The sequence below is a fragment of the Paraburkholderia sp. BR10872 genome (assembly GCF_040965835.1).
Classification (GTDB): domain Bacteria; phylum Pseudomonadota; class Gammaproteobacteria; order Burkholderiales; family Burkholderiaceae; genus Paraburkholderia; species Paraburkholderia nodosa_A.
In genome coordinates, this window is the sequence record NZ_JBFRCN010000036.1 from 1 (window position 1) to 24,828 (window position 24,828).

Annotated in this window: 20 protein-coding genes and 2 pseudogenes; 17 read left to right on the forward strand and 5 right to left on the reverse strand. The window is 65.5% G+C overall.

What is annotated here, in order from left to right:
* Positions 1–1,649 (reverse strand): cation-translocating P-type ATPase (locus AB4Y43_RS25285; protein WP_368729026.1); only part of this gene is annotated, 1,649 nt, incomplete at its 3' end.
* 322 nt (positions 1,650–1,971) lie between these two features.
* On the opposite strand from AB4Y43_RS25285, the pseudogene AB4Y43_RS25290 reads away from it, so the two are divergent.
* Positions 1,972–2,139 (forward strand): annotated as a pseudogene (locus tag AB4Y43_RS25290) (amidohydrolase family protein); the annotation flags it as partial.
* A gap of 36 nt (positions 2,140–2,175) precedes the next feature.
* Here the strand turns inward: AB4Y43_RS25290 and AB4Y43_RS25295 are convergent.
* The 3 genes from AB4Y43_RS25295 to AB4Y43_RS25305 form a co-directional block, all read right to left on the reverse strand.
* Entirely contained in the window at positions 2,176–2,742 is a 567-nt protein-coding gene (locus AB4Y43_RS25295; protein WP_069267027.1) for an XRE family transcriptional regulator, read from the reverse strand.
* A 117-nt stretch (positions 2,743–2,859) separates the two neighbouring features.
* A complete protein-coding gene (locus tag AB4Y43_RS25300) occupies positions 2,860–3,252 on the reverse strand; it encodes a tautomerase family protein (RefSeq protein WP_342949387.1) in 393 nt (130 codons plus the stop codon).
* 92 nt (positions 3,253–3,344) lie between these two features.
* Complete coding sequence (locus tag AB4Y43_RS25305) at positions 3,345–4,229, reverse strand: catalase family peroxidase (protein WP_342949388.1); 885 nt, start codon at positions 4,227–4,229, stop codon at positions 3,345–3,347.
* A gap of 279 nt (positions 4,230–4,508) precedes the next feature.
* Here AB4Y43_RS25305 and AB4Y43_RS25310 point away from each other — a divergent pair, with 279 nt between their 5' ends.
* From AB4Y43_RS25310 to AB4Y43_RS25370, 13 genes and pseudogenes are all read left to right on the forward strand, one after another.
* Positions 4,509–5,114, forward strand: coding sequence for a MarR family transcriptional regulator (locus tag AB4Y43_RS25310; protein WP_342949389.1), 606 nt, complete (start codon positions 4,509–4,511; stop codon positions 5,112–5,114).
* Between the two features lie 254 nt (positions 5,115–5,368).
* Positions 5,369–6,742: an LLM class flavin-dependent oxidoreductase gene (locus AB4Y43_RS25315; protein WP_342949390.1), complete on the forward strand. Its 1,374-nt coding sequence runs from the start codon at positions 5,369–5,371 to the stop codon at positions 6,740–6,742.
* 64 nt (positions 6,743–6,806) lie between these two features.
* A complete protein-coding gene (locus AB4Y43_RS25320; protein ID WP_342949391.1) occupies positions 6,807–7,316 on the forward strand; it encodes a flavin reductase in 510 nt (169 codons plus the stop codon).
* Between the two features lie 2 nt (positions 7,317–7,318).
* Complete coding sequence (locus AB4Y43_RS25325) at positions 7,319–8,599, forward strand: MFS transporter (RefSeq protein WP_342949392.1); 1,281 nt, start codon at positions 7,319–7,321, stop codon at positions 8,597–8,599.
* Between the two features lie 172 nt (positions 8,600–8,771).
* Positions 8,772–9,737, forward strand: a pseudogene (locus AB4Y43_RS25330) (GNAT family N-acetyltransferase).
* Between the two features lie 146 nt (positions 9,738–9,883).
* Positions 9,884–10,897: a deoxyribose-phosphate aldolase gene (gene deoC, locus AB4Y43_RS25335; RefSeq protein ID WP_069267020.1), complete on the forward strand. Its 1,014-nt coding sequence runs from the start codon at positions 9,884–9,886 to the stop codon at positions 10,895–10,897.
* Positions 10,898–10,910: 13 nt separating this feature from the next.
* Positions 10,911–13,292 (forward strand): aldehyde dehydrogenase family protein, encoded by a 2,382-nt coding sequence (locus AB4Y43_RS25340; protein ID WP_342949393.1) that lies wholly within the window; start codon positions 10,911–10,913, stop codon positions 13,290–13,292.
* Positions 13,293–13,334: 42 nt separating this feature from the next.
* A complete protein-coding gene (locus tag AB4Y43_RS25345; RefSeq protein ID WP_368729027.1) occupies positions 13,335–13,814 on the forward strand; it encodes an RbsD/FucU family protein in 480 nt (159 codons plus the stop codon).
* Complete coding sequence (gene rbsK, locus AB4Y43_RS25350; protein ID WP_368729028.1) at positions 13,811–14,752, forward strand: ribokinase; 942 nt, start codon at positions 13,811–13,813, stop codon at positions 14,750–14,752. Before AB4Y43_RS25345 ends, rbsK begins: the two co-directional genes overlap by 4 nt.
* 39 nt (positions 14,753–14,791) lie before the next feature.
* Positions 14,792–15,829 (forward strand): ABC transporter permease, encoded by a 1,038-nt coding sequence (locus tag AB4Y43_RS25355; RefSeq protein ID WP_069267016.1) that lies wholly within the window; start codon positions 14,792–14,794, stop codon positions 15,827–15,829.
* A gap of 102 nt (positions 15,830–15,931) precedes the next feature.
* Positions 15,932–16,936, forward strand: a complete 1,005-nt coding sequence (locus tag AB4Y43_RS25360; RefSeq protein WP_069267015.1) for an autoinducer 2 ABC transporter substrate-binding protein — start codon at positions 15,932–15,934, stop codon at positions 16,934–16,936.
* A 73-nt stretch (positions 16,937–17,009) separates the two neighbouring features.
* Positions 17,010–18,530, forward strand: coding sequence for a sugar ABC transporter ATP-binding protein (locus AB4Y43_RS25365; protein ID WP_368619174.1), 1,521 nt, complete (start codon positions 17,010–17,012; stop codon positions 18,528–18,530).
* A 29-nt stretch (positions 18,531–18,559) separates the two neighbouring features.
* Positions 18,560–19,603: an ABC transporter permease gene (locus AB4Y43_RS25370; protein WP_368729029.1), complete on the forward strand. Its 1,044-nt coding sequence runs from the start codon at positions 18,560–18,562 to the stop codon at positions 19,601–19,603.
* 48 nt (positions 19,604–19,651) lie between these two features.
* Here the strand turns inward: AB4Y43_RS25370 and AB4Y43_RS25375 are convergent, their stop codons facing one another.
* Positions 19,652–20,380 carry a DeoR/GlpR family DNA-binding transcription regulator gene (locus tag AB4Y43_RS25375; RefSeq protein ID WP_069267012.1) on the reverse strand — a complete coding sequence of 243 codons (729 nt, stop codon included), beginning with the start codon at positions 20,378–20,380 and terminating at the stop codon, positions 19,652–19,654.
* Positions 20,381–20,631: 251 nt separating this feature from the next.
* On the opposite strand from AB4Y43_RS25375, the gene aldA reads away from it, so the two are divergent.
* From aldA to AB4Y43_RS25390, 3 genes are all read left to right on the forward strand, one after another.
* Positions 20,632–22,053 (forward strand): aldehyde dehydrogenase, encoded by a 1,422-nt coding sequence (aldA, locus tag AB4Y43_RS25380; RefSeq protein WP_368729030.1) that lies wholly within the window; start codon positions 20,632–20,634, stop codon positions 22,051–22,053.
* A gap of 247 nt (positions 22,054–22,300) precedes the next feature.
* On the forward strand, positions 22,301–23,590 hold the full coding sequence (locus tag AB4Y43_RS25385) for a nitrate/nitrite transporter (protein ID WP_368729068.1): 1,290 nt from the start codon (positions 22,301–22,303) through the stop codon (positions 23,588–23,590).
* A gap of 13 nt (positions 23,591–23,603) precedes the next feature.
* On the forward strand, positions 23,604–24,821 hold the full coding sequence (locus AB4Y43_RS25390) for a mandelate racemase/muconate lactonizing enzyme family protein (protein ID WP_368729031.1): 1,218 nt from the start codon (positions 23,604–23,606) through the stop codon (positions 24,819–24,821).
* Positions 24,822–24,828 lie beyond the last annotated feature (7 nt).

Sequence of the window (24,828 nt, forward strand, 5' to 3'; positions counted from 1 at the left end):
TTGCGAGGCGGGTCCATGAGGCCTACGAGACCGAGCAGCACGAGCGTCTTCGGCAGATCCTGCGGGCCGAGGTTGCCCACTTCGAGGCCGGGATCGGGCAGCCAGGCGAGCGCCAGCACGCGTTCGCCCTGCGAGGCGAGCCGCTCGCCTTCGCGCGCAAAGCGCTCGCGGTCGAGCGGCGCGGGGCCGCTTGCGGTTTGCTGGCGGTCGCAATTTTCGATGATCACCTCCGGCGCGCCTTTCACGAGCAGCATCTCGCCTTGCGCCGAGCGGTTCAGCGTGGCCATGAACTTGTGTTCGGACTCGAACGGAATGCCGTCGATGCGTGGCGCGGCGGCGGCCTCCGCACTGCGGTCCATGCCGAGCTTGCCGGCGAACGGGTAGAGCGCGCCCTCGGTCGGGTCGCCTTCCACTTTCCATTTGCCGTCTTCTTCGAAGAGTCCGGCGTCGTTGCACAGCATGGATACGCGGCCCATGAGCGTGAGCACCTCCGGCCGTTCGGCGCCGAGCGCCTTCCCGCCCGCGCGGACTTCGCCTTCGGGTGCGTAGCCGTCGCCGGTCACTTCATAGGGCGCGTCGGCCGTCACGACCGAGGTCACCATCATTTCCATGAGGGTGAGCGTGCCGGTCTTGTCCGAGCAGATGCGCGAGACAGACCCCAGCGTTTCGACGGCGGGCAGGCGGCGGATGATGGCGTTGCGCTTCGCCATGCGCTGCACGCCGATGGCGAGCGTGATGGTGATGAGCGCCGGCAGGCCTTCCGGAATCACCGAGACCGCGATGCCCACCACCGCCTGGAACAACTGGATGAAGGTCATGTGGCCGAGCCAATGGCCCCATGCGAAGAGCAGCACGCTGATGATGCCGATGGCGATCGTAATGACGTATCCAAACTTCTTGATCTGGCGTAGCAGCGGCGTTTCCAGCGCGCTGACCTCGGCCAGCATCTCGTTGATGCGGCCAAGCTCCGTCTGGCTGCCCGTCGCCACGACGATGCCGGTGGCGCGGCCCGAGAGGACCATCGTGCCGGAAAAGGCCATATTCTCGCGATCGCCCACGGTGGCATGCGCCGGCACCGCGCCGGTGTTCTTCTCCGCAGGCACGGATTCGCCCGTGAGCGCCGCCTCTTCCGTGCGCAGGTTGCGCGCCTCGACGAGGCGAATGTCCGCGGGGATCTTGTCGCCCGATTCCAGCAGCACGATGTCGCCGGGCACGACCTCTTCGGCGGGGACGAGGCGCACCTCGCCGGCGCGCAGCACGCGCGCCTCCGCGGAGAGCATGTTGCGAATCGAGTCGAGCGCTTTCTCGGCGCGCCCTTCCTGCAGGAAGCCCAGCAGCGAATTGAGGATGACCACCGCGAAGATGATCGAGGCGTCGAGCCACAGGCTCAGCATCAGCTTGATGAAGCCCGCCGCGAGCAGCACGTAGATGAGCACGTTGTTGAACTGGGCAAGCAGACGCACGAGGGGGCCACTCTTCTTGCCCTGGGGCAGGACGTTTGGCCCATAGGTGCCCAGGCGCTGCGCGGCGTCCGCCACATCGAGCCCTTGCGACGGATTCACGCTGAGCTGGCGCTCGATCTCGGCAGCGGGCATGGCGTGCCACTGTACTGCGCCCGCACCTGTTGCCGCATTCTCGGCAGAACTCATCTTCGCCCCCTTGGTTGCGCAGAGATTCAACGCAATAGTAAGTTTTTTTCGCAACAGGCACGCGCAACCTGGTGCGCGTGCAGTTTTTGTTCGAGGCTGCCGCCGTGGGATGTATGGCAACATCTTCCTGACACGACCCGCACGAGTCATTCCATGCGCATCACGCCACTGCCTCCGCTGCCCTGCCTCGTCGCATTCGAAGCCGCCGTGCGACGTCAGCTTCACGCGTGCGGCTGCCGAACTGCACCTCACGCAGAGCGCGATCGGCCGCCAAGGCGTCGGGCGGTGTGGCTTCGCCGACGGACCCCATCAACAATACGCAGTGAACATGAAGGGCGAACTGGGCGTGATCGCGGCGGGTGCGATTGCCGATATGGTCGTGCTCGATGGTAATCCGCTCGCCGACATCGGCATGGTGGCCGGTGAGGTCGAGCGGATTGAATATGTGCCGCAGCGAGGGAAGATCGTGAAGGCGCGGGTGGAGGGATGAGCGCCCACCCTCGGTTAGTTGTCCAAATGCTCGCAGTCAGCGACGCACGAGCGCAACAACGTACACGCACGGGCCCTTGCCCGGATTGAAGAACGCGCAGTCGGCAGGCGGCCCGAGCTGCAGGCAGTCGCCGGCTTCGAGCGTGTGAACCTGCTCGCCTTCCTCGAATACCAGCGTGCCGCTGCGCACCCAGATCTGCTGATGCTGGAACGTGAACGCCGACGCCGGATACGCAACGCGAACCCCGCCCGGCAACGCGATCTCCACGAGGTCGAGCATGCCGCCGTTGCGCGGCGAGACGGCCCGGCGTGTGTAGCCGGTTTCGGGGTCCTGCCAGATTTGCTGGTCGGCGGCGCGGCTCAAACGCTCGCCGGTTTGCTCCGCGAGCGCGAGCAGCATGGACAGCTGCAGGCCAAAGGCACCCGAAAGCCGGCCGAGCACGGTAGCGGTAGGACTCGCTTCGCCGCGCTCGATCTTGCTGATCATCGCCTTGGAAACGCCCGAACGCTCGGCCATGTCCGCGAGCGACCAGCCGCGCGATTCGCGCTCGATGCGCACGCGCGTGGAAATGGCGGAGGTGGGGTCGGTGAGCGGTCGGTCCATGAGTCGATTATACGGGCCGGCTTGTGGCGTATCGGTCAGGCGCAGAGATTTTGAATGGCTCCTCGCCGGTGCGCGACTGTTGCTGCAGTTTTACCGTGGCCCCCCCACCTCGCGACGCTATGTCAGTTCCCGGGTGATGAACTGCGCGCGCCCGCGGCCGAAGGACCAGTCCGCATCGTCGTTCTCGACGATCGACACGATGACGTCGTCCGGCGAAATACCGCATTGGGCTTGCAGCTTTTCGACGAGCAGACGATAGAACTCGACCTTTTGCGGCTCAGTGCGCTTGCGGCTCACCGCCGTGAGCAAGATGACGTCTCTCGATCGTGTGTACCCGAGTCCGGTGTCTTCCACCACCAGTTCGCCGGGACGATGCTGGTTGACGCTCTGGTAGCGATCGGTAACGGGTACATCGAAGGCCTGGACCATGGCCTCATGGGCGGCGTCGAGAAGCGCCCGCACCTGTTCGTCGGTGCGGCCCTCGATGATGTCGAATTTGAGCATTGGCATGTGAACTTCTCCTTGAGTGGGACAGCGTGAGGGTGGCACTCCGATAGCCCGTCAGACCTGGAGCGCCTGGATTCACGATTTGAGTTTGGCGATTATTGCTGGCGGCGTGCGAACGAGACCGGGTAGGCAGCGGAACGCGCATTGATCATCGGGTCTTCGACTTCAATGCCGGCCGGCAAGGCGTTGGGAAGAAACAGCAGACTACGTTGGGCCGCCTGATTGTCCGCCACGGCTTTCGTGATCGAGATCGTGCCCAGTTCCACGGTGCGATGCGCGCTCGACCACGCTACGGACGGATCGTCGAGCTTGTCGCCCGCTTGAGCGATCTGCAGAACGAGACGGAACCGCACGGGCGCATGCGATACGCGCTGGCGGATTTCCGACTGCAGGTAGTCTGGCGCCTTCTTTGCTGCGTCGGCATCCGTCAGGTAATGCGCACCGCCAACCGGCAGGATTCGATAGCGCCCGTACGTCACGACGCCCTTTGAATCAATAAACCTGAACGTGTTGACCCCGAAGTAGGGCAGTGACGCATAGCTGCGCGGGTATGGCTTGTGGGCGGTGAGGAATGCCTTTGCCACCGGATGGCTGCCCAGATAAACGTCCAGCGGAGTCGGCTTCGGTGTGTTCGGGCCACTCGTTCCGAGGGCAATCAGCAGATCGCGGAAATCGTCGGCCGTCGCGGAAGGAAACCCGTTGAACGAGTGCGCGACGATATCGGTGTCGCTGCCGTCCGGCAGCTTGAACTTGATGGCCATGCCGCGAGGGGACGCAAGGGGATGGTCGTCGGAAATATCGGGAATGCCGGCGAAGTTCGAAAACCGCACGACGACGGGGACAGTGGTCTGGAAATGCGGCGCCTTGCTCACGGCCGGCGCGCTCGCGCTGGGCGTGAAAGTGCCCTCGAGCACGATGCCTTTCGCATGCACCGCCCGCGCGTCCGGATGCTTGCCGAATACCCCATTCAGGGCGTCCACGAGTTGTACCGGGGTCGACTTTTGAGCGGGCGGGGATGCCGTTGTCTGGGCAGTCGCGGCTTGCCCCGTCGACAGGGCTAACAGGATCGCTAACGAAAAACGGGGCACGGATCGGTTCATGCTGGGGACTCTTCGGTTGGATGAGGGCTGGACGAGACAGCGCAAGTCTAGTTGATATCGACAATAATGACAATTATATATGTCATTATGGTTAATATGGTCCCGTCCAGGGCGGGGCTATAATCGCCCTCTACGCCTGCTGATCCATACCTCTTTCCCGTGACTACCAAGAACGACGTCTTGCGCGCGCTGCAACGAGAACCGTTGACTGTCGTCCAACTCTGCGAGCGGCTTGCCGTGACGCGCACGGCGATCAACATGCAGTTGAGGCAACTGGAAGCGGAGGGGCTCGTTCAACGACGGAAATTGCTGCAAACCGGGACTCCGGGAAAACCGGCAGTCCTCTATGAGGCCGCGCCGGGCAGTGAAGATGCATCGTCGAGCGCGTACCCCGGGTTCCTGCTCGGCCTTCTCGCCACACTCAAGCATCGATTCGACGACCGTGAGCTCGAGAAAATCCTCACGGAAACGGGCCGCCGCCTTGCGCAAGAGAACGGCCTGCCCGCATCACGCGACTTCAAGACGAATCTCGCCGACGCCATGGCAATCGTCGACGCGCTCGGCGCGCACACGGAAGCCGTCCCCGATGGTGACGCAATCATGGTCCGCAATTACAGCTGCCCGGTTGCGGGTGCTGTGCGTGAAACGCCATGCGTATGTCGCGCGCTCGCAGCGTATTTTTCCGAGGCGACTGGCCGCCCGGTCAGCGAGCACTGCTTACGCGAAGGCCGGCTCATCTGCCAATATCGCATCGCCAGGAAATAACGGGACCACGCTGCCCGCGCCGCGCTGATCGGAGCCCGGCACGCGCCAACTGCAGCGCTGCGTCCCGGCAAACATACGCCACCCGGTCGAGCGGGACAAATGACAATCCGTGATGGGTGGCATCACATTTAGTGAAGCCGGCAGGCGAAGTTCGCCCGAGTACTTTCCACCAACACCGGATCAATCCCAGGTTTCACCAGTATCCGTTCGTCTACTATAGTAGATGGCATCGAGCGCGCCCAAAAGGAGCCGGCATGCCACGTGAAATCCGTCTGAACGCTTTCGACATGAACTGCGTGGGCCACATTCAGCAAGGCTTGTGGACACATCCGCGCGACCAGTCGAGCCGCTATACGGAACTCCAGTACTGGACCGACTACGCGAAGAAGCTCGAACGGGGCCTCTTCGACGGCATTTTCTTCGCCGACGTCGTCGGCGTGTACGACGTCTACGGCGGCAATGCCGACGCCGCGCTGCGCGGCGCGGTGCAGGTGCCCGTGAACGACCCCACGCTCGTCATTCCCGCCATGGCCGCGGTGACGCAGGATCTGGGCTTTGGCGTGACGGCCAATCTCACGTATGAACAGCCGTTTCTGTTCGCGCGGCGCATGTCCACGCTCGACCATCTCACGGGCGGGCGCATCGGCTGGAACATCGTGACGGGCTACCTCGACAGCGCGGCCCGCGCCATCGGCATGGACGGCCAGAACGCTCACGACGACCGCTACGATCTGGCCGACGAATACATGGCGCTCGTCTACAAGCTCTGGGAAGGCAGCTGGGACGACGACGCCGTCCTCAACGATCGCGCCGGCGGCATCTACGCCGATCCCGCGCGCGTGCGGATGATTCATCATCGCGGGCCGCAATACAAGGTGGATGCGATGCATCTGTGCGCGCCGTCGCCACAGCGCACGCCGGTGCTGTACCAGGCGGGGTCGTCCACGCGCGGCAGGCGTTTCGCCGCGACGCACGCCGAATGCGTGTTCATCAACGGTCAGAAGAGGGAAGGCGTAAAGGAGATCGTCGGAGACATTCGGGCGCAAGCGGTGCAACTCGGGCGCGCGGCCGATGACGTGAAGGTCTTTCTGGGCGCGACGCTGATCGTCGGACGCACGGATAGCGAAGCGCGCGAGAAGTTCGACCAGTACCGGCGCTACGTGAGTTCGGAAGCGGCGCTCGCGCACGCGGCGGCGTCGCTTGGCATCGACTTCGCGCGTTACGACCTCGACGAGCCCATCGAGACGGGCAAGAGCCAGGCGATCGTGTCGAACGTCGAGGCCATGACGCGCAGCGCCGGGCCGCAATGGACGCGCCGCAAGCTGCTCGAGCAGATGGTGCTTGGCAGCCGTCAGGCGCCGTGGGTCGGCTCCGCGCAGAGCATCGCGCAAACGCTGATCGAGTGGAGCGAAACGGCCGGCGTGGATGGCTTCAATCTCTCGCGCACGGTGGTGCCGGAATGCTTCGACGACGTGGTCGAACTGCTGGTGCCCGAACTGCAAGCACGTGGCGTATATAAAAGCGCGTATCGTGAGGGCACCCTGCGCGAAAAGCTCTCCGGCCGCGCGCGCTTGCCGGCCTCTCACGCGGCAGCGCAGTATCGCGGCGCGCGCGTGAACGAGGCATGAGCGACGCATGAAAATCGGGCACTGAATTCCCGCTACGAGGAGACCGCGGCAAGCGGGCGAGAATATGGTAGACAAATCCCTCTTTCGCGACGCCATGTCCGGTCTTGGCGCCGCCGTGAACATCGTCACCACCGATGGCGACGCCGGGCGCGCCGGCTGCACGGCGTCCGCCGTGTGCGGCGTGACGGACGAGCCACCCACGCTGCTCGTCTGCATCAATCGCACGAGCCGCAACAACGCGATCCTGCGCGAGAACGGGCGGCTCTGCGTGAACGTGCTGGCGGCCGATCAGCGCGAGGTGGCCACGCGCTTCGCCACGAAAGACATCGACATGGACGAACGTTTCGCGCTCGCCGAGTGGTATCGGCTCGAAACGGGCGCGCCCGCGCTGCGCGGCGCGGTGAGTTCGTTCGATTGCCACATCGCGCGCACGACCGAAGTCGGCACGCACACGGTGTTCTTCTGTGAGATCAAGGCGGCGCGCATGGTGGGCGGGCGCGACGGGCTGATCTGGTTCGGCCGCGCGTTCCATCGCGTGCTCGCACAGGCGCAAGCGGCAGCGGCGGCGGCCTGAGCGTGACGCGCACGCCTTCCCAAGGCGCTGCCGGTTCCCGTTCGTCGGAAGAAACGGGGCCGCCGGGGCTTGGCGCGGCGCAACGCGGCAAGGCCGCCTCGCTCGCATTGCTGCTCCTCGCGCAAGTGGCGGCGATGGGCGTGTGGTTTTCGTCGAGCACCGTGGTGGTCCTCATCAAGCAGGCGCACGCCATTGCCGCCTTCGACGAAGCCTTGCTCACGAGCGCCGTGCAGTGCGGGTTCGTGGCCGGCACCATCACGTCCGCATTGCTTTCGCTGCCCGACCGCTACGATCTGCGCCGGCTGCTCGCGGGTTCCGCGGTCGTGGCGGCCGTGGCCACGGCGTCGCTCGCGTTCCTGCCGCCGGTCGGCGGTGCGGTCGTTGCGCTGCGGTTCATCACGGGCATGTGCATGGCGGGCGTGTATCCCGTCGGCATGCGGCTCGCGGCCACCTGGGCGCAAGGCGATCTCGGTCTGCTCGTCGGCCTTCTCGTGGGCGCGCTCACGCTCGGCTCGGCAAGCCCGCATCTGCTGGCGGCCACGGGCGGGCTCGGCTGGCGCACGATCTATGGCGTCGCCGCGGCGTGCGCGGCGTGCGCCGCGGCGCTGATCGGCTTTGCGGGCATCGGGCCGAATATCCGGCGCGCCACGCGCATCGACGTTGCGAAGGTCGCGCAGGCGTGGCGGCGGCCCGCCTTGCGGCTCGCCAATCTCGGTTACCTCGGCCACATGTGGGAGCTTTACGCGATGTGGGCGTGGCTCGCGCTGTTCCTGCAGCAGACGTTCGTCGCGCGCGGCATGGCCAATGCCCGCACGCGCGCGGAGTGGATGACCTTCAGCGTGATCGCGATCGGCGCGGCGGGTGCGTGGCTCGGCGGCGTGCTGGCGGACCGCGTGGGGCGCACGGCCGTCACGGTCGGCGCGATGGCGACGAGCGCAGCGTGTGCCGCGCTGATGGGCTGGCTGGCTCACGCGCCGCTCATCGTGATGGGCGCGGTCGCGCTCGTGTGGGGCGTCTCGGTGATCGCCGATTCCGCGCAGTTTTCGGCGAGCGTGGCCGAGCTGGCCGACCCGGACTCGGTCGGTACGCTGCTGACCGCGCAGACTTGCGCGGGTTTTCTGCTCACGCTGGTGAGCATTCATCTCGTGCCGTACGCGGTGGCGTGGCTGGGATGGCGGGGCGGCTTCGGCATGCTGGCCGTGGGACCGGCGCTCGGTTGTGTGGCGATGCTGCGGTTGCGGCGGCATCCCGATGCGGTGCGGCTTGCGGGTGGGCGTCGGTGATCCGCAATGGCGCGCGCCGGCGGGAATCGAAAAGCAGAGGAAAACTGAACAATTGGTGTGCGCTGCGTGGTTCCACGCACCCTGCCGTTCGTGGACCTTTCCACAGAACCACGACATGCGGTACCTTAACGCGAATATTGGCTACGTCCCGCGCAAGAGGAGCTTGTCACGCATGTCCGCAAGACTGAACGAATTCCAGCAGCCCATCGGGGACCCTGTCAGCGGCTGGCAGCCGCGCGAACGGCCTGCGCGTGCGACGATCGAGGGCCGGTTCTGCCGCATCGAGCCGATCGACCTCGACCGCCACGCCGCCGATCTCTTCGAAGCCTACGGCACGGCGGCCGACGGTCGCGACTGGACCTACCTGTTCTCCGAGCCCTTCACCGACTTCGCCGCGTTTCGCGAATATCTCGCGAAAGCGGCTGCATCGAGCGACCCGTTCCATTACGCCGTGATCGACCGCGCGAGCGGGAAGGCCGTGGGTACGTTCGCGCTCATGCGCATCGAGCCGGTGCATGGCGTAATCGAAGTGGGCAGCGTGACGTTTTCGCCGCGCCTGAAGCAAACGCCGCTTTCCACCGAGGCGCAGTACCTGCTGATGCGCTACGTGTTCGACGATCTCGGCTACCGGCGCTACGAATGGAAATGCGACAGCCTCAACGCGCCTTCGCGCAAGACGGCGTTGCGTCTGGGCTTCCAGTTCGAGGGCATTTTCCGCCAGGCGATCGTGTACAAGGGCCGTAACCGCGACACCGCGTGGTTCGCGATCATCGACCAGGATTGGCCGCTCGCGAAATCCGCATTCGAGAAGTGGCTCTCGAAAGAGAACTTCGACGCGCAAGGCCAGCAGCGCGCGTCGCTTGCGAGCTTGAGAGAAGCGGCAACGTCCTGAATGTGTGTGCTGCATGAAGGCACATGGGTCGATGCGCCCATTTGCCACCTCGAAGACCTGTTCGTCGATCCCGCTTGCCGCGGCCAGGGCATCGGCAGGCGGCTCATCGAAGACCTCATCGCACTGGCGCGTTCGCGCGCATGGTCGCGTCTTTACTGGCATACGCGCGAGGACAACCCCGCGCGCAAGCTCTACGACGAATTCGCGCAAGCCGACGATTTCGTACGGTATCGGTTGCAGTTCTAAACCGCTGTCTGGGTCAGCGTTCCCACGTCCCGAGCCCGATAGATAGGATTGTAACGAGTATTGTCACGATCGTTTCATCGGTATAGGATGAGTGCGAATAAACCACCACGGTTTGATGTGCATTGCACAAATTCGCCACCCAGCCTATGTCAGAAGCCTCAACGAACTCGCTCGTCGTGCTGCGCGGCGCGCCCGCCCAGCATGCTGCGCATTTAGCGCGCAACGCCGGCGTGGCGTTCGACGCGGCGTGGCTCGACGCCTTGCGCGTCAACCAGTCCGCCGTCGAGCGGCGCACGGCCACGCTCGGCACGCGCCGCGCGGTCAAGAAGGACGCGCAGGCCGCGTGGCTCCTGAAGGCCATCACCTGCATCGATCTCACCACGCTCAACGGCGACGACACCGAAGGCCGCGTGCGACGCCTGTGCACGAAGGCGCGCCACCCCGTGCGCGCCGACCTGCTCGCGGCGCTCGGCTTCGCGCCCGATGCCATCACGACGGGCGCGGTGTGCGTGTACCACCGCTTCGTTGCGGCTGCCGTGGACGCGCTGGCGGGCAGTGGTATTCCCGTCGCGGCAGTTTCCACCGGTTTTCCGGCGGGCCTCAATCCGCACGCGCTCAAGCTCAAGGAAATCGAGGCCTCCGTTAAGGACGGCGCCGAAGAAATCGACATCGTCGTCACACGCGAGCACGTGCTCACCGGCAACTGGCGCGCGCTCTACGACGAAGTGCGCGAGTTTCGCGCGGCCTGCGGCGACGCGCATCTGAAGGCGATTCTCGCCACGGGCGACATTCGCGTGCTGTCGAACATCGCCCGCGCGTCGATGGTCTGCATGATGGCGGGCGCGGACTTCATCAAGACGTCCACGGGCAAGGAAGGGGTCAACGCCACGCTCGACGTTTCGCTCGTGATGGTGCGCATGATCCGGGAATACCGCGAGCGCACCGGCGCGCTGGTGGGCTTCAAGCCTGCGGGCGGCGTCTCGAATGCCAAAACCGCGCTCGCGTACCAGATCCTCATGAAGGAAGAGCTGGGGCGGCCCTGGCTCGAGCCCGAGTTGTTCCGCTTCGGCGCGTCGAGTCTGCTCGCCGACATCGAGCGCCAACTCGAACATCATGTGAGCGGCCGCTATTCCGCCTTCCACCGCCACCCCGTAGCCTGAGCAGACCATACCGATGAGCGTAGCCGAGTATTTCCGAACGATGGATTACGGTCCCGCCCCCGAGGACGATCAGCCCGTGCGCGCGTGGCTCGCGCAGCACGAGGCCGCGTTTGGGCATTTCATTGACGGCGCGTGGCGCGAAAGTGCCGATGGCGCGCGCTTCGAAGTACGCGCGCCCGCCACGGGCGAGGCGCTCGCCGCCGTGGCGCAAGGCGGTGCGGCGGACGTAGCGGCGGCCGTCGCGGCAGCGCACGCGGCGCAGCCCGAGTGGTACGCCATGGGCGGCGCGGCGCGCGCGCGGCATCTCTACGCGCTCTCGCGCATGGTGCAGCGCCACAGCCGCCTCTTCGCCGTGCTCGAGGCGCTCGACAACGGCAAGCCGATTCGCGAGGCGCGCGACATCGACGTGCCGCTCGTGGCGCGCCATTTCCTCCATCACGCGGGCTGGGCGCAGCTTCAGGAGAACGAACTGGAAGGCTGGTCGCCGCTGGGCGTGATCGGCCAGATCGTGCCGTGGAATTTCCCGCTGCTGATGCTCGCGTGGAAAGTGGCGCCCGCCATCGCACTCGGCAACTGCGTGGTGCTCAAGCCCGCCGAATACACGCCGCTCACCGCGCTGCTGTTCGCCGAACTGGCGCATCGCGCCGGCCTGCCCAAGGGCGTGCTCAATGTGGTGACGGGCGACGGCAGCACGGGCGCGGCGCTCGTCGAGCATCCCGGCGTCGACAAGATTGCCTTCACCGGCTCGACCGAAGTGGGCCGCCTCATCCGCACGGCCACGGCCGGCACGGGCAAGTCGCTCACGCTAGAACTGGGCGGCAAGTCGCCGTTCATCGTGTTCGACGACGCCGACCTCGACGGCGCCGTGGAAGGCGTGGTGGACGCCATCTGGTTCAACCAGGGTCAGGTATGCTGCGCGGGTTCCCGGTTGCTGGTGCAGGAGGGCGTCGAGGCGCGCTTTATCGAGAAGCTCAAGCGCCGTATGGCGACGCTGCGCGTCGGGCCCTCGCTCGACAAGGGCATCGACATTGGCGCGATCGTCGATCCGGTACAGCTCGAACGCATCGAGTCGCTCGTGGAAGCCGGGCGGCGCGAAGGCTGCAACGTGTGGCAGCCGCGCGAAGTCGAGTTGCCATCGAGCGGCTGCTTCTATCCGCCGACGCTCGTGACGGGCATCGGGCCTGCCTCGACGCTCGCGCAGGAGGAAATCTTCGGGCCGGTGCTCGCGGCCATGAGCTTTCGCACGCCGGAAGAGGCCGTGGCGCTCGCCAACAATTCGCGCTACGGCCTCGCCGCGAGCGTGTGGAGCGAGACCATCGGGCGCGCGCTCGACATCGCGCCGCGTCTGCAGTGCGGCGTGGTGTGGATCAACGCGACGAACCTGTTCGACGCGAGCGTGGGCTTCGGCGGCTACCGCGAATCGGGCTTCGGGCGCGAGGGCGGCCGCGAAGGCGTGTTCGAATATCTGAAGCCGGCCGCGTGGAGCAAGCTGCCGATGCGCGCGCAACGTGAGGTGCGCCCGCCGGCGCCAGACTTTGCGCACGCGGGCGGCGGTCTCGATCGCACTGCGAAGCTTTTTATCGGCGGCAAACAGGTACGGCCCGATAGCGGCTATTCACACGCCATCTACGCACCAAACGGTGAATGGGTGGGCGAAGTCGGTGCGGGCAGCCGCAAGGACGTGCGCGACGCCGTTGCCGCCGCGCGCGGCGCGGGCAAGTGGACGCAGATGAGCACGCACGCTCGCGCCCAGGTGCTGTACTACCTCGCGGAAAACCTGAGCGCGCGCGCCGAAGAATTCGCACGGCAACTCACGCGCCGCGCGGGGCACGACGCGCGCGCGGCCGGGCGTGAAGTGGAGATGGCGATCGACCGGCTCTTCAGCTACGCGGCGTGGGCCGACAAGTTCGATGGCGCGGTGCATACCCCGCCGTTGCGCGGTGTCGCGCTCGCCATGCACGAGGCGCTGGGCGTGGTCGGCATCGCCTGCCCCGACGAAGCGCCGCTGCTCGGCTTCGTTTCGCTGATCGCACCGGCGCTCGCGATGGGCAATCGCGTCGTGGCGCTGGCGAGCGAGGCGTGCCCGCTGGCTGCGACGGACTTCTATCAGGTCGTGGAAACCTCGGATGTGCCTGCGGGCGCGCTCAACATCCTGACCGGCGAGCGCGCCGCGCTGCTGCCGGCCCTCGCGAAGCACGACGACGTGGACGCGCTCTGGTGCTTCGGCACGGCGGCCGATTCGTCCCTCGTGGAGCGCGAGTCGGTGGGCAACCTGAAGCGGACCTTCGTCGATCATGGCCGCGAGGTTGACTGGTTTGACCGGACGAGCGCAGGATTGCCGTTCCTGCGCCATGCCGTGCAGGTGAAGAACATCTGGATACCGTACGGCGACTGAGCGCTTCGAACAAGAAAACGCCAGATCAATGGAGACAAAAGCATGCTGAAGAATCTCGACCCGCTTCTGAACGCCGATGTCCTGCAAGCGCTGCGCGCGATGGGTCACGGCGACGAACTCGTCGTTTGCGACGCCAACTTTCCCGCCGACTCCGTCGCGCGCGCCACGGTGCTCGGCAAGCTCCTGCGCATCGACGGCGCGGATGCGCCCCGCGCCGTGCGCGCGATCCTCTCCGTGCTGCCGCTCGACACCTTCGTCGAAGCCCCGGCCATGCGCATGGAAGTGGTCGGCGAGCCCAACACGATTCCCGCCGTGCAGCACGAAGCGCAGGCCGAGGTCGACGCCGCGGAAGGCCGCGCCGTGCCGTTCGCGCCTATCGAGCGCCATGCGTTCTATGCGCGTGCCCGCAAGGCCTACTGCGTGATCGCCACGGGCGAAACGCGCGGCTACGGCTGCTTCGTGTTCACCAAAGGCGTGCTGCTCGCACCCGACGCGCCGCGCGCCAGGGAGCAGGGCCAATGAGCGGACGCGTCGTCATCCTCGGCATTTATGTGACCGATCTCGCATTTCGCGCGAGCCGCATGCCGATGATCGGCGAGACGCTCGCCGGATCGGCATTCGCGATGGGACCGGGCGGCAAGGGCTCGAATCAGGCCGTGGCCGCCGCGCGCGCGGGCGCGCAGGTGGTGTTCTGCACGCGTGTGGGCAACGACGCGTTCGGCGACATCGCGCGGGCGACGTGGGCCGCCGAAGGCATCACGGCGCGCACCCAGGCCGTAGACGGACTGGCCACGGGCGCGGCGCACATCTTCGTGGACGACACGACCGGCATGAACGCGATCATCGTCGCAGCGGGCGCAGCGGCCACGATGGAGCCCGGCGACGCCGAAGCGATCGAAGCCGATATTGCGGCCTCCCAGGTATTCGTCACGCAACTGGAGCAGCCGCTCGCGGCAGCGCGGCGCGGCCTCGAACTCGCGCGCCGGCATGGCGTGAAGACGGTGTTCAATCCGGCCCCCGCCATGGCGCTGCCCGACGACATCTTCCCGCTTTGCGACTACATCACGCCCAATGAGACCGAGGCGCAGGCGCTCACGGGCATCGAGATCCGCAACGCCGCCGACGCGCGCCGCGCCGCCGACGTGCTGCTCGCCAAGGGCGCGGGCGCGGTCATCGTGACGCTGGGCGAAGCCGGCGCGCTGCTCCACACGCGCGATGCTTCGGTCTTGCTACCCGCCTTCAATTGCGGGCCGGTAGTGGAGACGGCGGGTGCGGGCGACGGCTTTACGGGCGGCTTCGCGGCGGCGCTCGCGCGCGGCGACGACGCGCTCACGGCCACGCGCTTTGGCTGCGCGCTGGCGGGCATTTCCGTGACGCGCCCCGGCACCGCGCCCTCCATGCCGCGCAAGGAAGAAGTCGACGCCATGCTCGCACACACGGCGAACGCCAGCGCGCATTGAACGTTGCCAGGTGAAAACACACCGCAAAGGATGAGGTCCATGAAGTCTGCACTCTTTGCCAAATGGTTCGGTGACCGGCAGTTGAACTTCCTGCTGGCCGTGAACCTGCTGGTCGTGCTGGTCGCGGTCTGGGTGTCGCGCGGGCAGTTCGTCGGCATCGACAACCTGCAGTCGATGGGCGCGCAACTGCCCGAAGTCGCGCTGCTCGCGCTCGGCATCATGCTCTCCATGCTGTCAGGCAACGGCGGCATCGACCTGTCCGGCGTGGGGCTCGCGAATCTTTCGGGCATGATCGCCGCGCTGCTGGTGCCGCGTTTCGTGAGCGGCGACGATTCGCCCGCGCTTTATACGGCGCTCTTCATCGTGATCGTGCTTGGGATGGGGCTCCTTGGCGGTCTGCTCAACGGCGTGGTGATTGCGCGCCTCGGGCTCACGCCCATTCTCTGCACGCTCGGCACGCAACTGCTTTTCACGGGCTTCGCGGTGGCGCTGAGCAACGGCGCCTCCGTGCACGTGGATTATGTCGAACCGCTCGCCGATATCAGCAACGGCACGTTCTTTCAGATACCGATTTCGTTCCTGCTATTCGTGGCCGTGGTCGTGCTGCTGGGCTGGCTGCTCAGGCGCACGCCGTTCGGGCTGCGCCTTTACCTCATGGGCACGAACCAGCGCGCGGCGTTCTATGCGGGCATTCCGCGCGCGCGCATGCTGATCATGACCTACGCGATGTGCGGCGTGCTCGCCTCGCTCGCCGGGCTCGTGAGCGTTTCGCACACGCTCAGTGCGAAATGGGACTACGGCAATTCCTATCTGCTGATCGCCATTCTCATTGCGGTGATGGGCGGCGTGAATCCGGCGGGCGGCTACGGACGCATCATCTGCGTGTTCTTCGCCGCAACGGTGCTGCAATTCCTTTCGAGCCTCTTCAATCTGATGGGCGTTTCGCAGTTTTTTGGCGATTGCGCCTGGGGCTTCCTGCTGTTGCTCTCGCTCGCGTTCGCGGGCGGCGAGCGGGTGCGCGCGATTTTCGGTTTCGGCGGCTCCCCGTCTGCTGGCAAAGGGCGGACTTCGGGCTGACCAGCCGAACTGTGTAGCAGGCGGGCCTCGTGCCTCGGAGGTCCGCCGCCATCTCTTTCGGGGCGACGGTTAATCGGCTAATAAAAAACGGAGACATCGAACATGAAGATCAAGCGACTCAGTGTGGCGATCACGGCGTGTGCACTTGCCGCTGGCATGGCGGCCGTGGCGTATGCGGCGGAGAACCCGACCATCGTCACGGTGGTGAAGGTGACCGGCATCAGCTGGTTCAATCGGATGGACGACGGCGTCAAGGAATTCGGCAAGGACAACCCGAAAGTTTCGGTCTACCAGACCGGGCCCGGCCGCGCGGACGCCGCGCAGCAACTGAAGATCATCGACGACCTGATCGCGAAGAAAGTGAGCGCGATCGCGGTCGTGCCGTATGACCCGCCGACGCTCGAACCAGCGCTCAAGAAGGCGATGGACCGCGGCATCAAGGTCGTCACGCACGAAGCCGACAACGAAAAGAACACGATGGTCGACGTCGAGGCGTTCGACAACTCCGCCTATGGTGCCGCGCTCAACGACCGCCTCGCCTCGTGCATGCACGACGATGGCAAGTGGGCGACGATGGTCGGCTCGCTCGGCAGCCGCTCGCAGGTGCAGTGGGCCAATGGCGGCATCGACAACGCGAAGAAGAAGTTCCCGAAGATGCAGCTCGTCGAGACCAACCTCGAAACCAACAACGACGGCGAGCACGCGTATGAAGTGGCCAAGGAAGTGCTGCGCAAGCATCCGGACATCAAGGGCTTCCAGGGCTCGTCGTCGCTCGACGTGATCGGCATTGGCCGCGCCGTCGAGGAAGCGGGCCTGCAGGGCAAGATCTGCGTATACGGCACCGGCTTGCCGACCGAGGCCGGCAAGTACCTCGAAAGCGGCGCGATCAACGGCATTGCGTTCTGGGATCCGAAGCTGGCGGGCATCGCCATGAACAAGATCGCGATGATGCTGATCGACGGCAAGACCGTGGAGAACGGCGCGAACCTCGGTCTGCCCGGTTACGAGAAGGTCACGGTGTCGAAGGGTCCGGGCAAGGGCATCATCGTGCGCGGCCAGGGCTGGGTGAGCGTCGACAAGTCGAACTACAAGCAATACAACTTCTGATCGGTAGAAGGTGGCGCGCGCAGCGGGCTCGCAGCCCGGCGCGCGCTTCGTCGCAACGTCACGAAGAGACGACATGGCTTCAGAACCGTTATTGCAGGTGCTCGGCGTGCACAAGCGCTTCACGGGCGTGCACGCCTTGCGCGGCGTGACGCTCGCGTTCGAGCGCGGGCAGATCTATCACCTGCTCGGCGAGAACGGGTGCGGCAAGAGCACGCTCATCAAGATCATCTCCGGCGCGCAGCCGCCGGACGAAGGCGAGCTGGTGATCGACGGCGCGCGCCACGCGCGGCTCACGCCGCTCGAATCGCTGGCGGCGGGCATCGAGACTGTGTATCAGGATCTTTCGCTGCTGCCCAACATGAACGTGGCCGAAAACATCGGGCTCACGACCGAACTCGCTGAGCACGCGGGGCGCCTCGCGCGCACGTTCGACCGCCGCGAACTCGCGCGCACGGCCGAGCGCGCCTTGAAGGCCGTGGGCCTGCCGGGCGACGCCGACTTCCAGGCGACGCTCATCGAACAACTGCCGCTCGCCACGCGCCAGCTCGTGGCGATCGCGCGCGCCATTGCGAGCGAGGCGAAGTTCGTCATCATGGACGAGCCCACGACCTCGCTCACGCAAAAGGAAGTGACCAACCTCATTGCCGTGCTCGGCCAGTTGCGCGCGCAGGGCGTGACCGTGCTGTTCGTGAGCCACAAGCTCGACGAGTGCTATGCGATCGGCGGCGAAGTGATCGTGCTGCGCGATGGCCAGAAAGTGACGCAAGGCCCGATCACGAACTACACCAAGGCGCAGTTGAGCGAACTGATGACGGGGCGCGAGCTTTCCACCGAACGCTACCGCAACGTCGCGGCCGAAGCCGACGTGCTGCTCGACGTTCGCGGTCTGGGTCGCACGGGCCTCTTCAGCGACGTGTCGTTCACACTGCATCGCGGCGAAATTCTCGGCGTGACGGGTCTGCTCGATTCGGGCCGCAACGAACTCGCGCGCGCGCTTGCGGGCGTCGCGCCCGCCGATGCGGGCGAGATCGTGCTCGAAGGCCGCGCGATCGAGCTTTCGACGCCCGGCGACGCGAGGCGTGCGCGCATTGGCTATGTGCCGGAAGACCGCCTGAATGAAGGCCTTTTCCTCGACAAGCCGATTCGCGACAACGTGATCACGGCGATGATCGCGAGCCTGCGCGACCGCTTCGGCCAGATCGATCGCACGCGCGCACGCGCGCTGGCCGAAAACACCGTGAAGGAACTGCAGATCGCCACGCCCGATGTGGACAAGGCCGTGCAGTCGCTCTCGGGCGGCAACCAGCAGCGCGTGCTGATTGGCCGCTGGCTCGCCATCGACCCGCACGTGCTGATCCTCCACGGGCCGACGGTGGGCGTGGACGTCGGCTCGAAGGACATCATCTATCGCATCATGCAGCGGCTCTCGCAGCGAGGCATCGGCATTCTGCTCGTGAGCGACGACCTGCCCGAGCTGCTGCAGAACTGCGACCGCGTACTGATGATGCGTAAGGGCCGCCTCGCTGAAGAGCACCACGCCGATCGTCTGACCGAAGCCGAGCTGTACCGTGCGCTGCTTGCAGAGGCAGCCTGAATTCCGCGTAACGTTTTGCCGGACACCGCATGAGCATGAATCAGACAATGAGCACGTCGTCCAACACCGTCGAAGTCGCGCGCCAGAGCGTACCGCTGAACTGGCGCGCGAAGCTCGCCCGCAACCCCGAATGGTTCACGGCCACGCTGATCGTCATTACCTGCGTGATCGTCGCTTCCATCAACCCGCGCTTTTTCCAGTGGGCCACGCTGTTCGACCTGCTGCACTCGGCGACGATCACGTCGCTGTTCGCGCTGGGCACGCTCGTCGTGCTGGCGTCGGGCGGCATCGACGTCTCGTTCACGGCGATCGGCGCGCTCACGATGTACTCGATCACGAAGGCCGTATTCGCGTGGTGGCCCGATGCGCCGTTCGCGCTCATTCTGCTCACGGGCGCCGTGGGCGGTATCGTGCTCGGCGTCATCAACGGCATGCTCGTGCACCGGCTGCAGGCGCCCTCGCTGATCGTGACGATCGGCACGCAATACCTCTATCGCGGGCTGCTGCTCACCTTCGTGGGCACGACGTTCTTCATGAACATCCCGCACAGCATGGATCACTTCGGCCGCATTCCGCTCATCGCCTACAAGACCGCCGATGGGCTCAACGCGGTGCTGCCGGTTTCCGCGATCGCGCTCGTGGCGGGCGCGATTCTCACGTGGTGGCTGCTCAATCGCACGATGGTGGGGCGCGGCGTCTACGCCATGGGCGGCAGCACGGCGATTGCGGAGCGGCTGGGCTTCAACCTGCGCGCGATCCGGCTGTTCGTGTTCGGCTATACGGGGTTTCTCGCCGGCGTGGCGGGCATTTTGCACGTGGCGAACAACCGGCTTGCCAATCCGTTTGACCTGGTGGGCTCGGAACTCGACGTGATCGCCGCGGTGATTCTGGGCGGCGCGCGCATTACCGGCGGCAGCGGTACCGTCGTGGGCACGTTGCTCGGTGTGGCGCTCGTCACGCTCATCAACAACGTGCTGATTCTCGTGGGCGTGCCGAGCACATGGCAGAAGGTGATTGTCGGCGCGTTCATTCTGGTGGCCGGCACGCTGTTCGCGCTGCGCCGGCGCGGCTGAGTCGGCAGACTATTGGCGCGAGACCGGCGCCGCACGGCCGGTCGGCGCTTATGCGCTGTGCTCGCGCAGCGTCTGGCCTTTCTCGGTGATGACGGAATTGAAGTCGTCCAGCTGCGAAAAGCGCCACGCCTTCACGATACCATACTTGCTGGCATCCACAACGAGATGGCTTTCCACGGCGCTGGCCATGGCGGCTTGCTTGAGCGCCACTTCGTGAAAGTTCCAGCACGTCACGCCGCGCGCGGCGTCCACGCCGCCCGCTGAAATAAACGCCTTGTTGATGCCCATGCGGCGCAGCGTTTCCAGGCTCTCCTCGCCGGAAAACGAATCCGACGACGGCACATACACGCCTCCCAGCAGGATCATGCGCACATTGGGCATGCGCCGCAGAATCTCGGCCACGTTGAGCGAATAGCACACCGCCGTGATCTGCAACTGGGAAGGAATGAGGCGCGCGAGTGCGGCAAGCGTCGTACCGCAGTCGATGAAGACGGTGTCGTTCTGCGCGATGAGCCGTGCCGCGTGCGCGGACGCTTGCGACTTGGCCTGCGCGAAGTGGTCCTTTTCGTGTTCGAGCGAGTAGCCGGCGGTATTGGGCACGTCCTGCGCGCTCACGATATAGCCGCCCAGATACGTGAAACGCTCGGGATTCGCGGCGATGTCGCGCCGCACGGTCATCTCGGAGACACCAAGCACGCTGGCTGCATCGCGCAGATGCATGACGTTGTGTTTTGCGAGCGCGTCGGCAAGGGCGCGCAGCCGGTCGGTTTTGGCCATGGAGTGGGTGCTGCGCCGGACTGTGCTGCGTTCCGGCGAACGTTAGATTTGTTTCGTACGCTTGAGCGAATTATAACAAGCAAGGCGTGCGATGGCCACGCGCTTTGGCTCCTGCCGCCCCGGCGCCCGCTTCGGCGAGCATGCGTTTTTCGCATGCTCCGCTCGACAATTAATCGTTTGTGGCGTCCCGATGCCGCACGGATACTGCCCTTTCTCGTGAAGCGGCGGCAACGCCAAACCGGCAGCAATCCATGCGATCAGACCTCAATTTCATCAATGGGCAGTTCGTCGGCGCCGAAGGGCCGCAGATCGCTGTCCATAATCCCGCAACCGGCGACGCGATCGGCCACGTGAGCGCGGCGAGCGCCGCGGACGCGGTTCGCGCGGTCGTGGCCGCCAGGGCCGCGCAGCGCGCCTGGCGCAAGTTGCCCGCCGCCGAACGCGGCGCGAGCCTGAACCGGTTTGCAGAAGCGATCGTGGCGCGCGCGCCGAAGATCGGCGCGGCGCTTGCCGCCGAGTCGGGCAAGAGCGTCGCGGACGCAACCGCCGAAGCACAGTACGCCGCCGAAATCCTGCGCTACCACGCGCAGTGGGCGCGTCGCATCGAAGGCGAGGTGATTCCGAGCGACAGCGCGAACGAAAACCTCATTCTCATGCGCGAGCCGATCGGCGTGGCCGCATGCCTGATTCCGTTCAACTTCCCCGTGTACACGCTGCTGCGCAAGGTCGCGCCGGCGCTCATCACCGGTAACGCGGTGGTCGCGCGCCCGAGCAACAACACGCCGTGCTCGGCGTTCGAAGTGGCGCGCGCCGCGCAGGAAGCCGAACTTCCGGCGGGCATTTTCAACGTGCTGGCCATGGACCACGACACGGCCGCTGTGCTCTGCACGCACACGGACGTCGGCATGATCACGCTCACGGGCAGCGTGAGCGCGGGCCGCAAGGTGCTCGACTACTGCAAGGAAAATATCGCGAAGCCGTCACTGGAACTGGGCGGCAAGACGCCCGCGATCATCGAAGACGACGCTGATCTCGAAGCGGCCGCAACGGCCATCGTGCGCTCGAAAACCACGCATTGCGGCCAGCTTTGCACGGCGATCGAACGTGTGTACGTGCACGCTTCGGTGCATGACTGCTTCGTCGCGCTGCTGCGCGAGAAGATGAGCGCCGTGCGCTTCGGCGACCGCGCCGAAGACGCGACCCGCATGGGTCCGCTCGTGAGCGCGAGCGCACGCACAGCGATCCACGCGATGGTCGAGCGCGCGGTGGCCGAAGGCGCGAAGCTCGAAACGGGCGGCTACGTGCCCGAAGGCAAGGGCCATTTCTATCCGCCTACCTTGCTCACGCATTGCCGCCAGGACATGGAGATCGTGCAGGAGGAGATCTTCGGCCCGGTGCTGCCGGTGCTTTCGTACGAGACGCTCGACGACGCGCTGCGCATGGCCAACGATCACCAGTTCGGCCTTTCGTCGGTGCTCTTTACGGAGCGCTACCGCTCGACCCTGCGCGTCGCGAACGAGATCGAAGCCGGCGAGCTGTACGTGAACCGCACGCCCGCGGACCCGTATCAGGGCTATCACGCCGGCTGGAAGCGCTCGGGCCTCGGCGGCGACGACGGCAAGCACGGCATGCTCGAATTCACGCAGACACGCCTTGTCGTGATGCCGTTCTGATCGTTCGAGATACTGATTAATCGCAGCAACGGCGCCCTTGAACCGGGCGTCGCAGATAAAGAAAAGACGCCTCGCGCGGGCAACCGCCCGCGTGCCGGTCGACAGCCTTGCATGGGACCAGAGTAAGCGCTAAAGCGCCAACTCTGGTCGACAGCTTTGCATGGGACCAGAGTAAGTGCTTTGCACCAACTCTGGTCGACAGGAGACAAACTTGCAGAAGTCCATCGGAAAGCCCAATGCGCCGGCGATGCCGAGCGCCGAAACCCCATCGCTCACGCCCGCCGCTGCGGGCTCCATGCAGCGCTACGTGCAGTTGCTGCTGCTCGTGCTCGCCGCGGGCGGCATCTATCCGCTGCTGTATCTGCGTCAGGTCTACCAGACCACGATGCTCGATGTCCTGCATATCGACAACGCCCAACTCGGCTATCTCTACTCGGTGCTCGGCATCGTGTTCTTCGTGTCTTATCTGCCGAGCGGCTGGCTCGCCGACCGCGTCGCACCGCGCCTGTTGATCTGCTTTTCACTTATCGGCACCGGGGCGCTCGGCCTCTGGTACTCCACCGCACCCTCGTTCCATGCGCTGCTCGTGATCTTCTGCCTCTGGGGCGTCACGACCGGCCTCACGTTCTGGGCGTCCGTGCTCAAACGCGTGCGCATGATCGCGGGGGCGAACGAACAAGGCCGTTTTTTCGGGCTGCTCGATGGCGGACGCGGGCTCGTCGAAGCGCTGCTCGCCACTGCCGCGCTCGCGCTCTTCGCCACCGCAACCGGCTCGGGACGCGGTGAAGCGGCGGGCCTGCGCCACGTGATCTATATGTATTCCTTCACGTGTATCGCACTCGGCGCGTTGATGAGCTTCTTCAAGGACCCCGCGCCCGCGCAGGCCGAAAGCAAGCCGGTCGAGGCGAATGCGAACGGTTCGCTGTGGCGCGATCTCGCGACGCTCGCCGCGATTCCCCAGCTCTGGCTCATGGCAGCCGTGGTGTTCTGCGGCTATCAGATCTTCTGGGCGACTTACAGCTTCTCCGCGTACCTCCAGCAGGGTGAGATGCATATGACCGTCGTGGCGGCCGGCATGGTCACCACCGCGAAGCTCTGGATGCGTCCCATCGGGGGCATCGGCGGCGGCTTTCTCGGCGACCGTCTGTCGAACCTGCGCGTGCTGATCTGGGCGCTGTTCCTGGCCGTCGCGGGCCTGATCGGCCTGATCGTGCTGCCCACGCTGCGCAACATGGCGCTGCTCGGCGCGGTGGTGCTGTTCATCGGCCTCATGACCTACGCGATTCGCGGCCTCTACTGGACGCTGCTCGACTACTGCGCGATTCCCATGCGCATCACGGGCCTCGCCATCGGGCTCGTTTCGCTGATCGGCTATTCGTCGGACATCTTCCTGCCGCTCGTGAACGGCTATATCACCGAGCACTACGCGGGCATGCTCGGCTACCAGATCTATTTCGCCTATGTCGCCGCCATTGGCACGCTCGGCGGTATCGCCGCGCTCGTGCTCAAGCGTATGACCCACTCCAAACCTGCCTGAAACAGCCTGAACCATGAAAGTCGTTGCAATTGAAACGAACGTCGTCGCGGTGCCGCCTCCGCACCTCGGCGGCATGTACTGGATCTTCGTTACGCTGAAAACCGATTGTGGCATCGAAGGCGTGGGCGAAATCTACGCGGCCACGTTCCATCCCGACGTGATGGTGAGCGCGATCGAAGACGTCTTCACGCGCTATCTGCTGGACCACGATCCGCACCGCGTCGAGCGCCTGTTCCGCGAGGGCTATTCGAGCGGTTTCACGCAGCGCCCGGACCTCACGATGATGGGCATCGTGAGCGGCCTCGAAATGGCATGCTGGGACATCATCGGGAAGGCGGCGGACAAGCCCGTGTACGAACTGCTCGGGGGCATGGTGAACGAGCGGCTTCGTTCGTACACCTACCTGTACCCGAAGAACGCGCAAGGCGAATACGATTACGACGATCCCGATCTCGCCGCCGAATGCGCGGCCGAGAACGTGAAGCGTGGCTTCACCGCGGTGAAGTTCGATCCGGCGGGTCCGTACACGGCTTATTCGGGGCATCAGCTTTCGCTCGACGTGCTCGACCGATGCGAAACGTTCTGCCGCAAGGTGCGAGAAGCGGTGGGAAGCAGGGCCGATCTGCTGTTCGGCACGCATGGACAGATGGTGCCTTCCTCGGCGATCCGGCTGGCGAAGCGGCTCGAGAAATACGACCCGCTGTGGTTCGAAGAGCCGGTGCCGCCGGGCCAGGAGGAGGCCATCGCCAATGTCGCGAAGCACACGTCGATTCCCATTGCCACGGGCGAGCGCCTCACCACCAAATACGAATTTCACAAACTGCTGCAGGCGGGCGGTGCGTCGATCCTGCAACTGAACGTCGCGCGCGTGGGCGGCCTGCTCGAAGCGAAGAAGATCGCGACGCTCGCCGAAGTGCACTACGCGCAGATCGCGCCGCATCTCTACAACGGGCCCATTGGCGCGGCGGCAAGCATTCAGCTCGCGGCCTGCACGCCGAACTTCCTGATTCAGGAAAGCATCGGCACGTGGGACGGTTTCCACGCACGAGTGCTCAAGCAGCCGATTCAGTGGGAAGACGGCTACATCGTCCCGTCGAAGGCACCGGGCCTTGGCGTCGAGCTCGACATGGACGTCGTGCGCGCGCACTCGCCTTATACGGGTAAGCGTCTGCATCTGCAGATGGCGAGCCAGCCCGCCGACGTGCGCGATACCTCGCCCGCACGCGGCTGACCTGCCG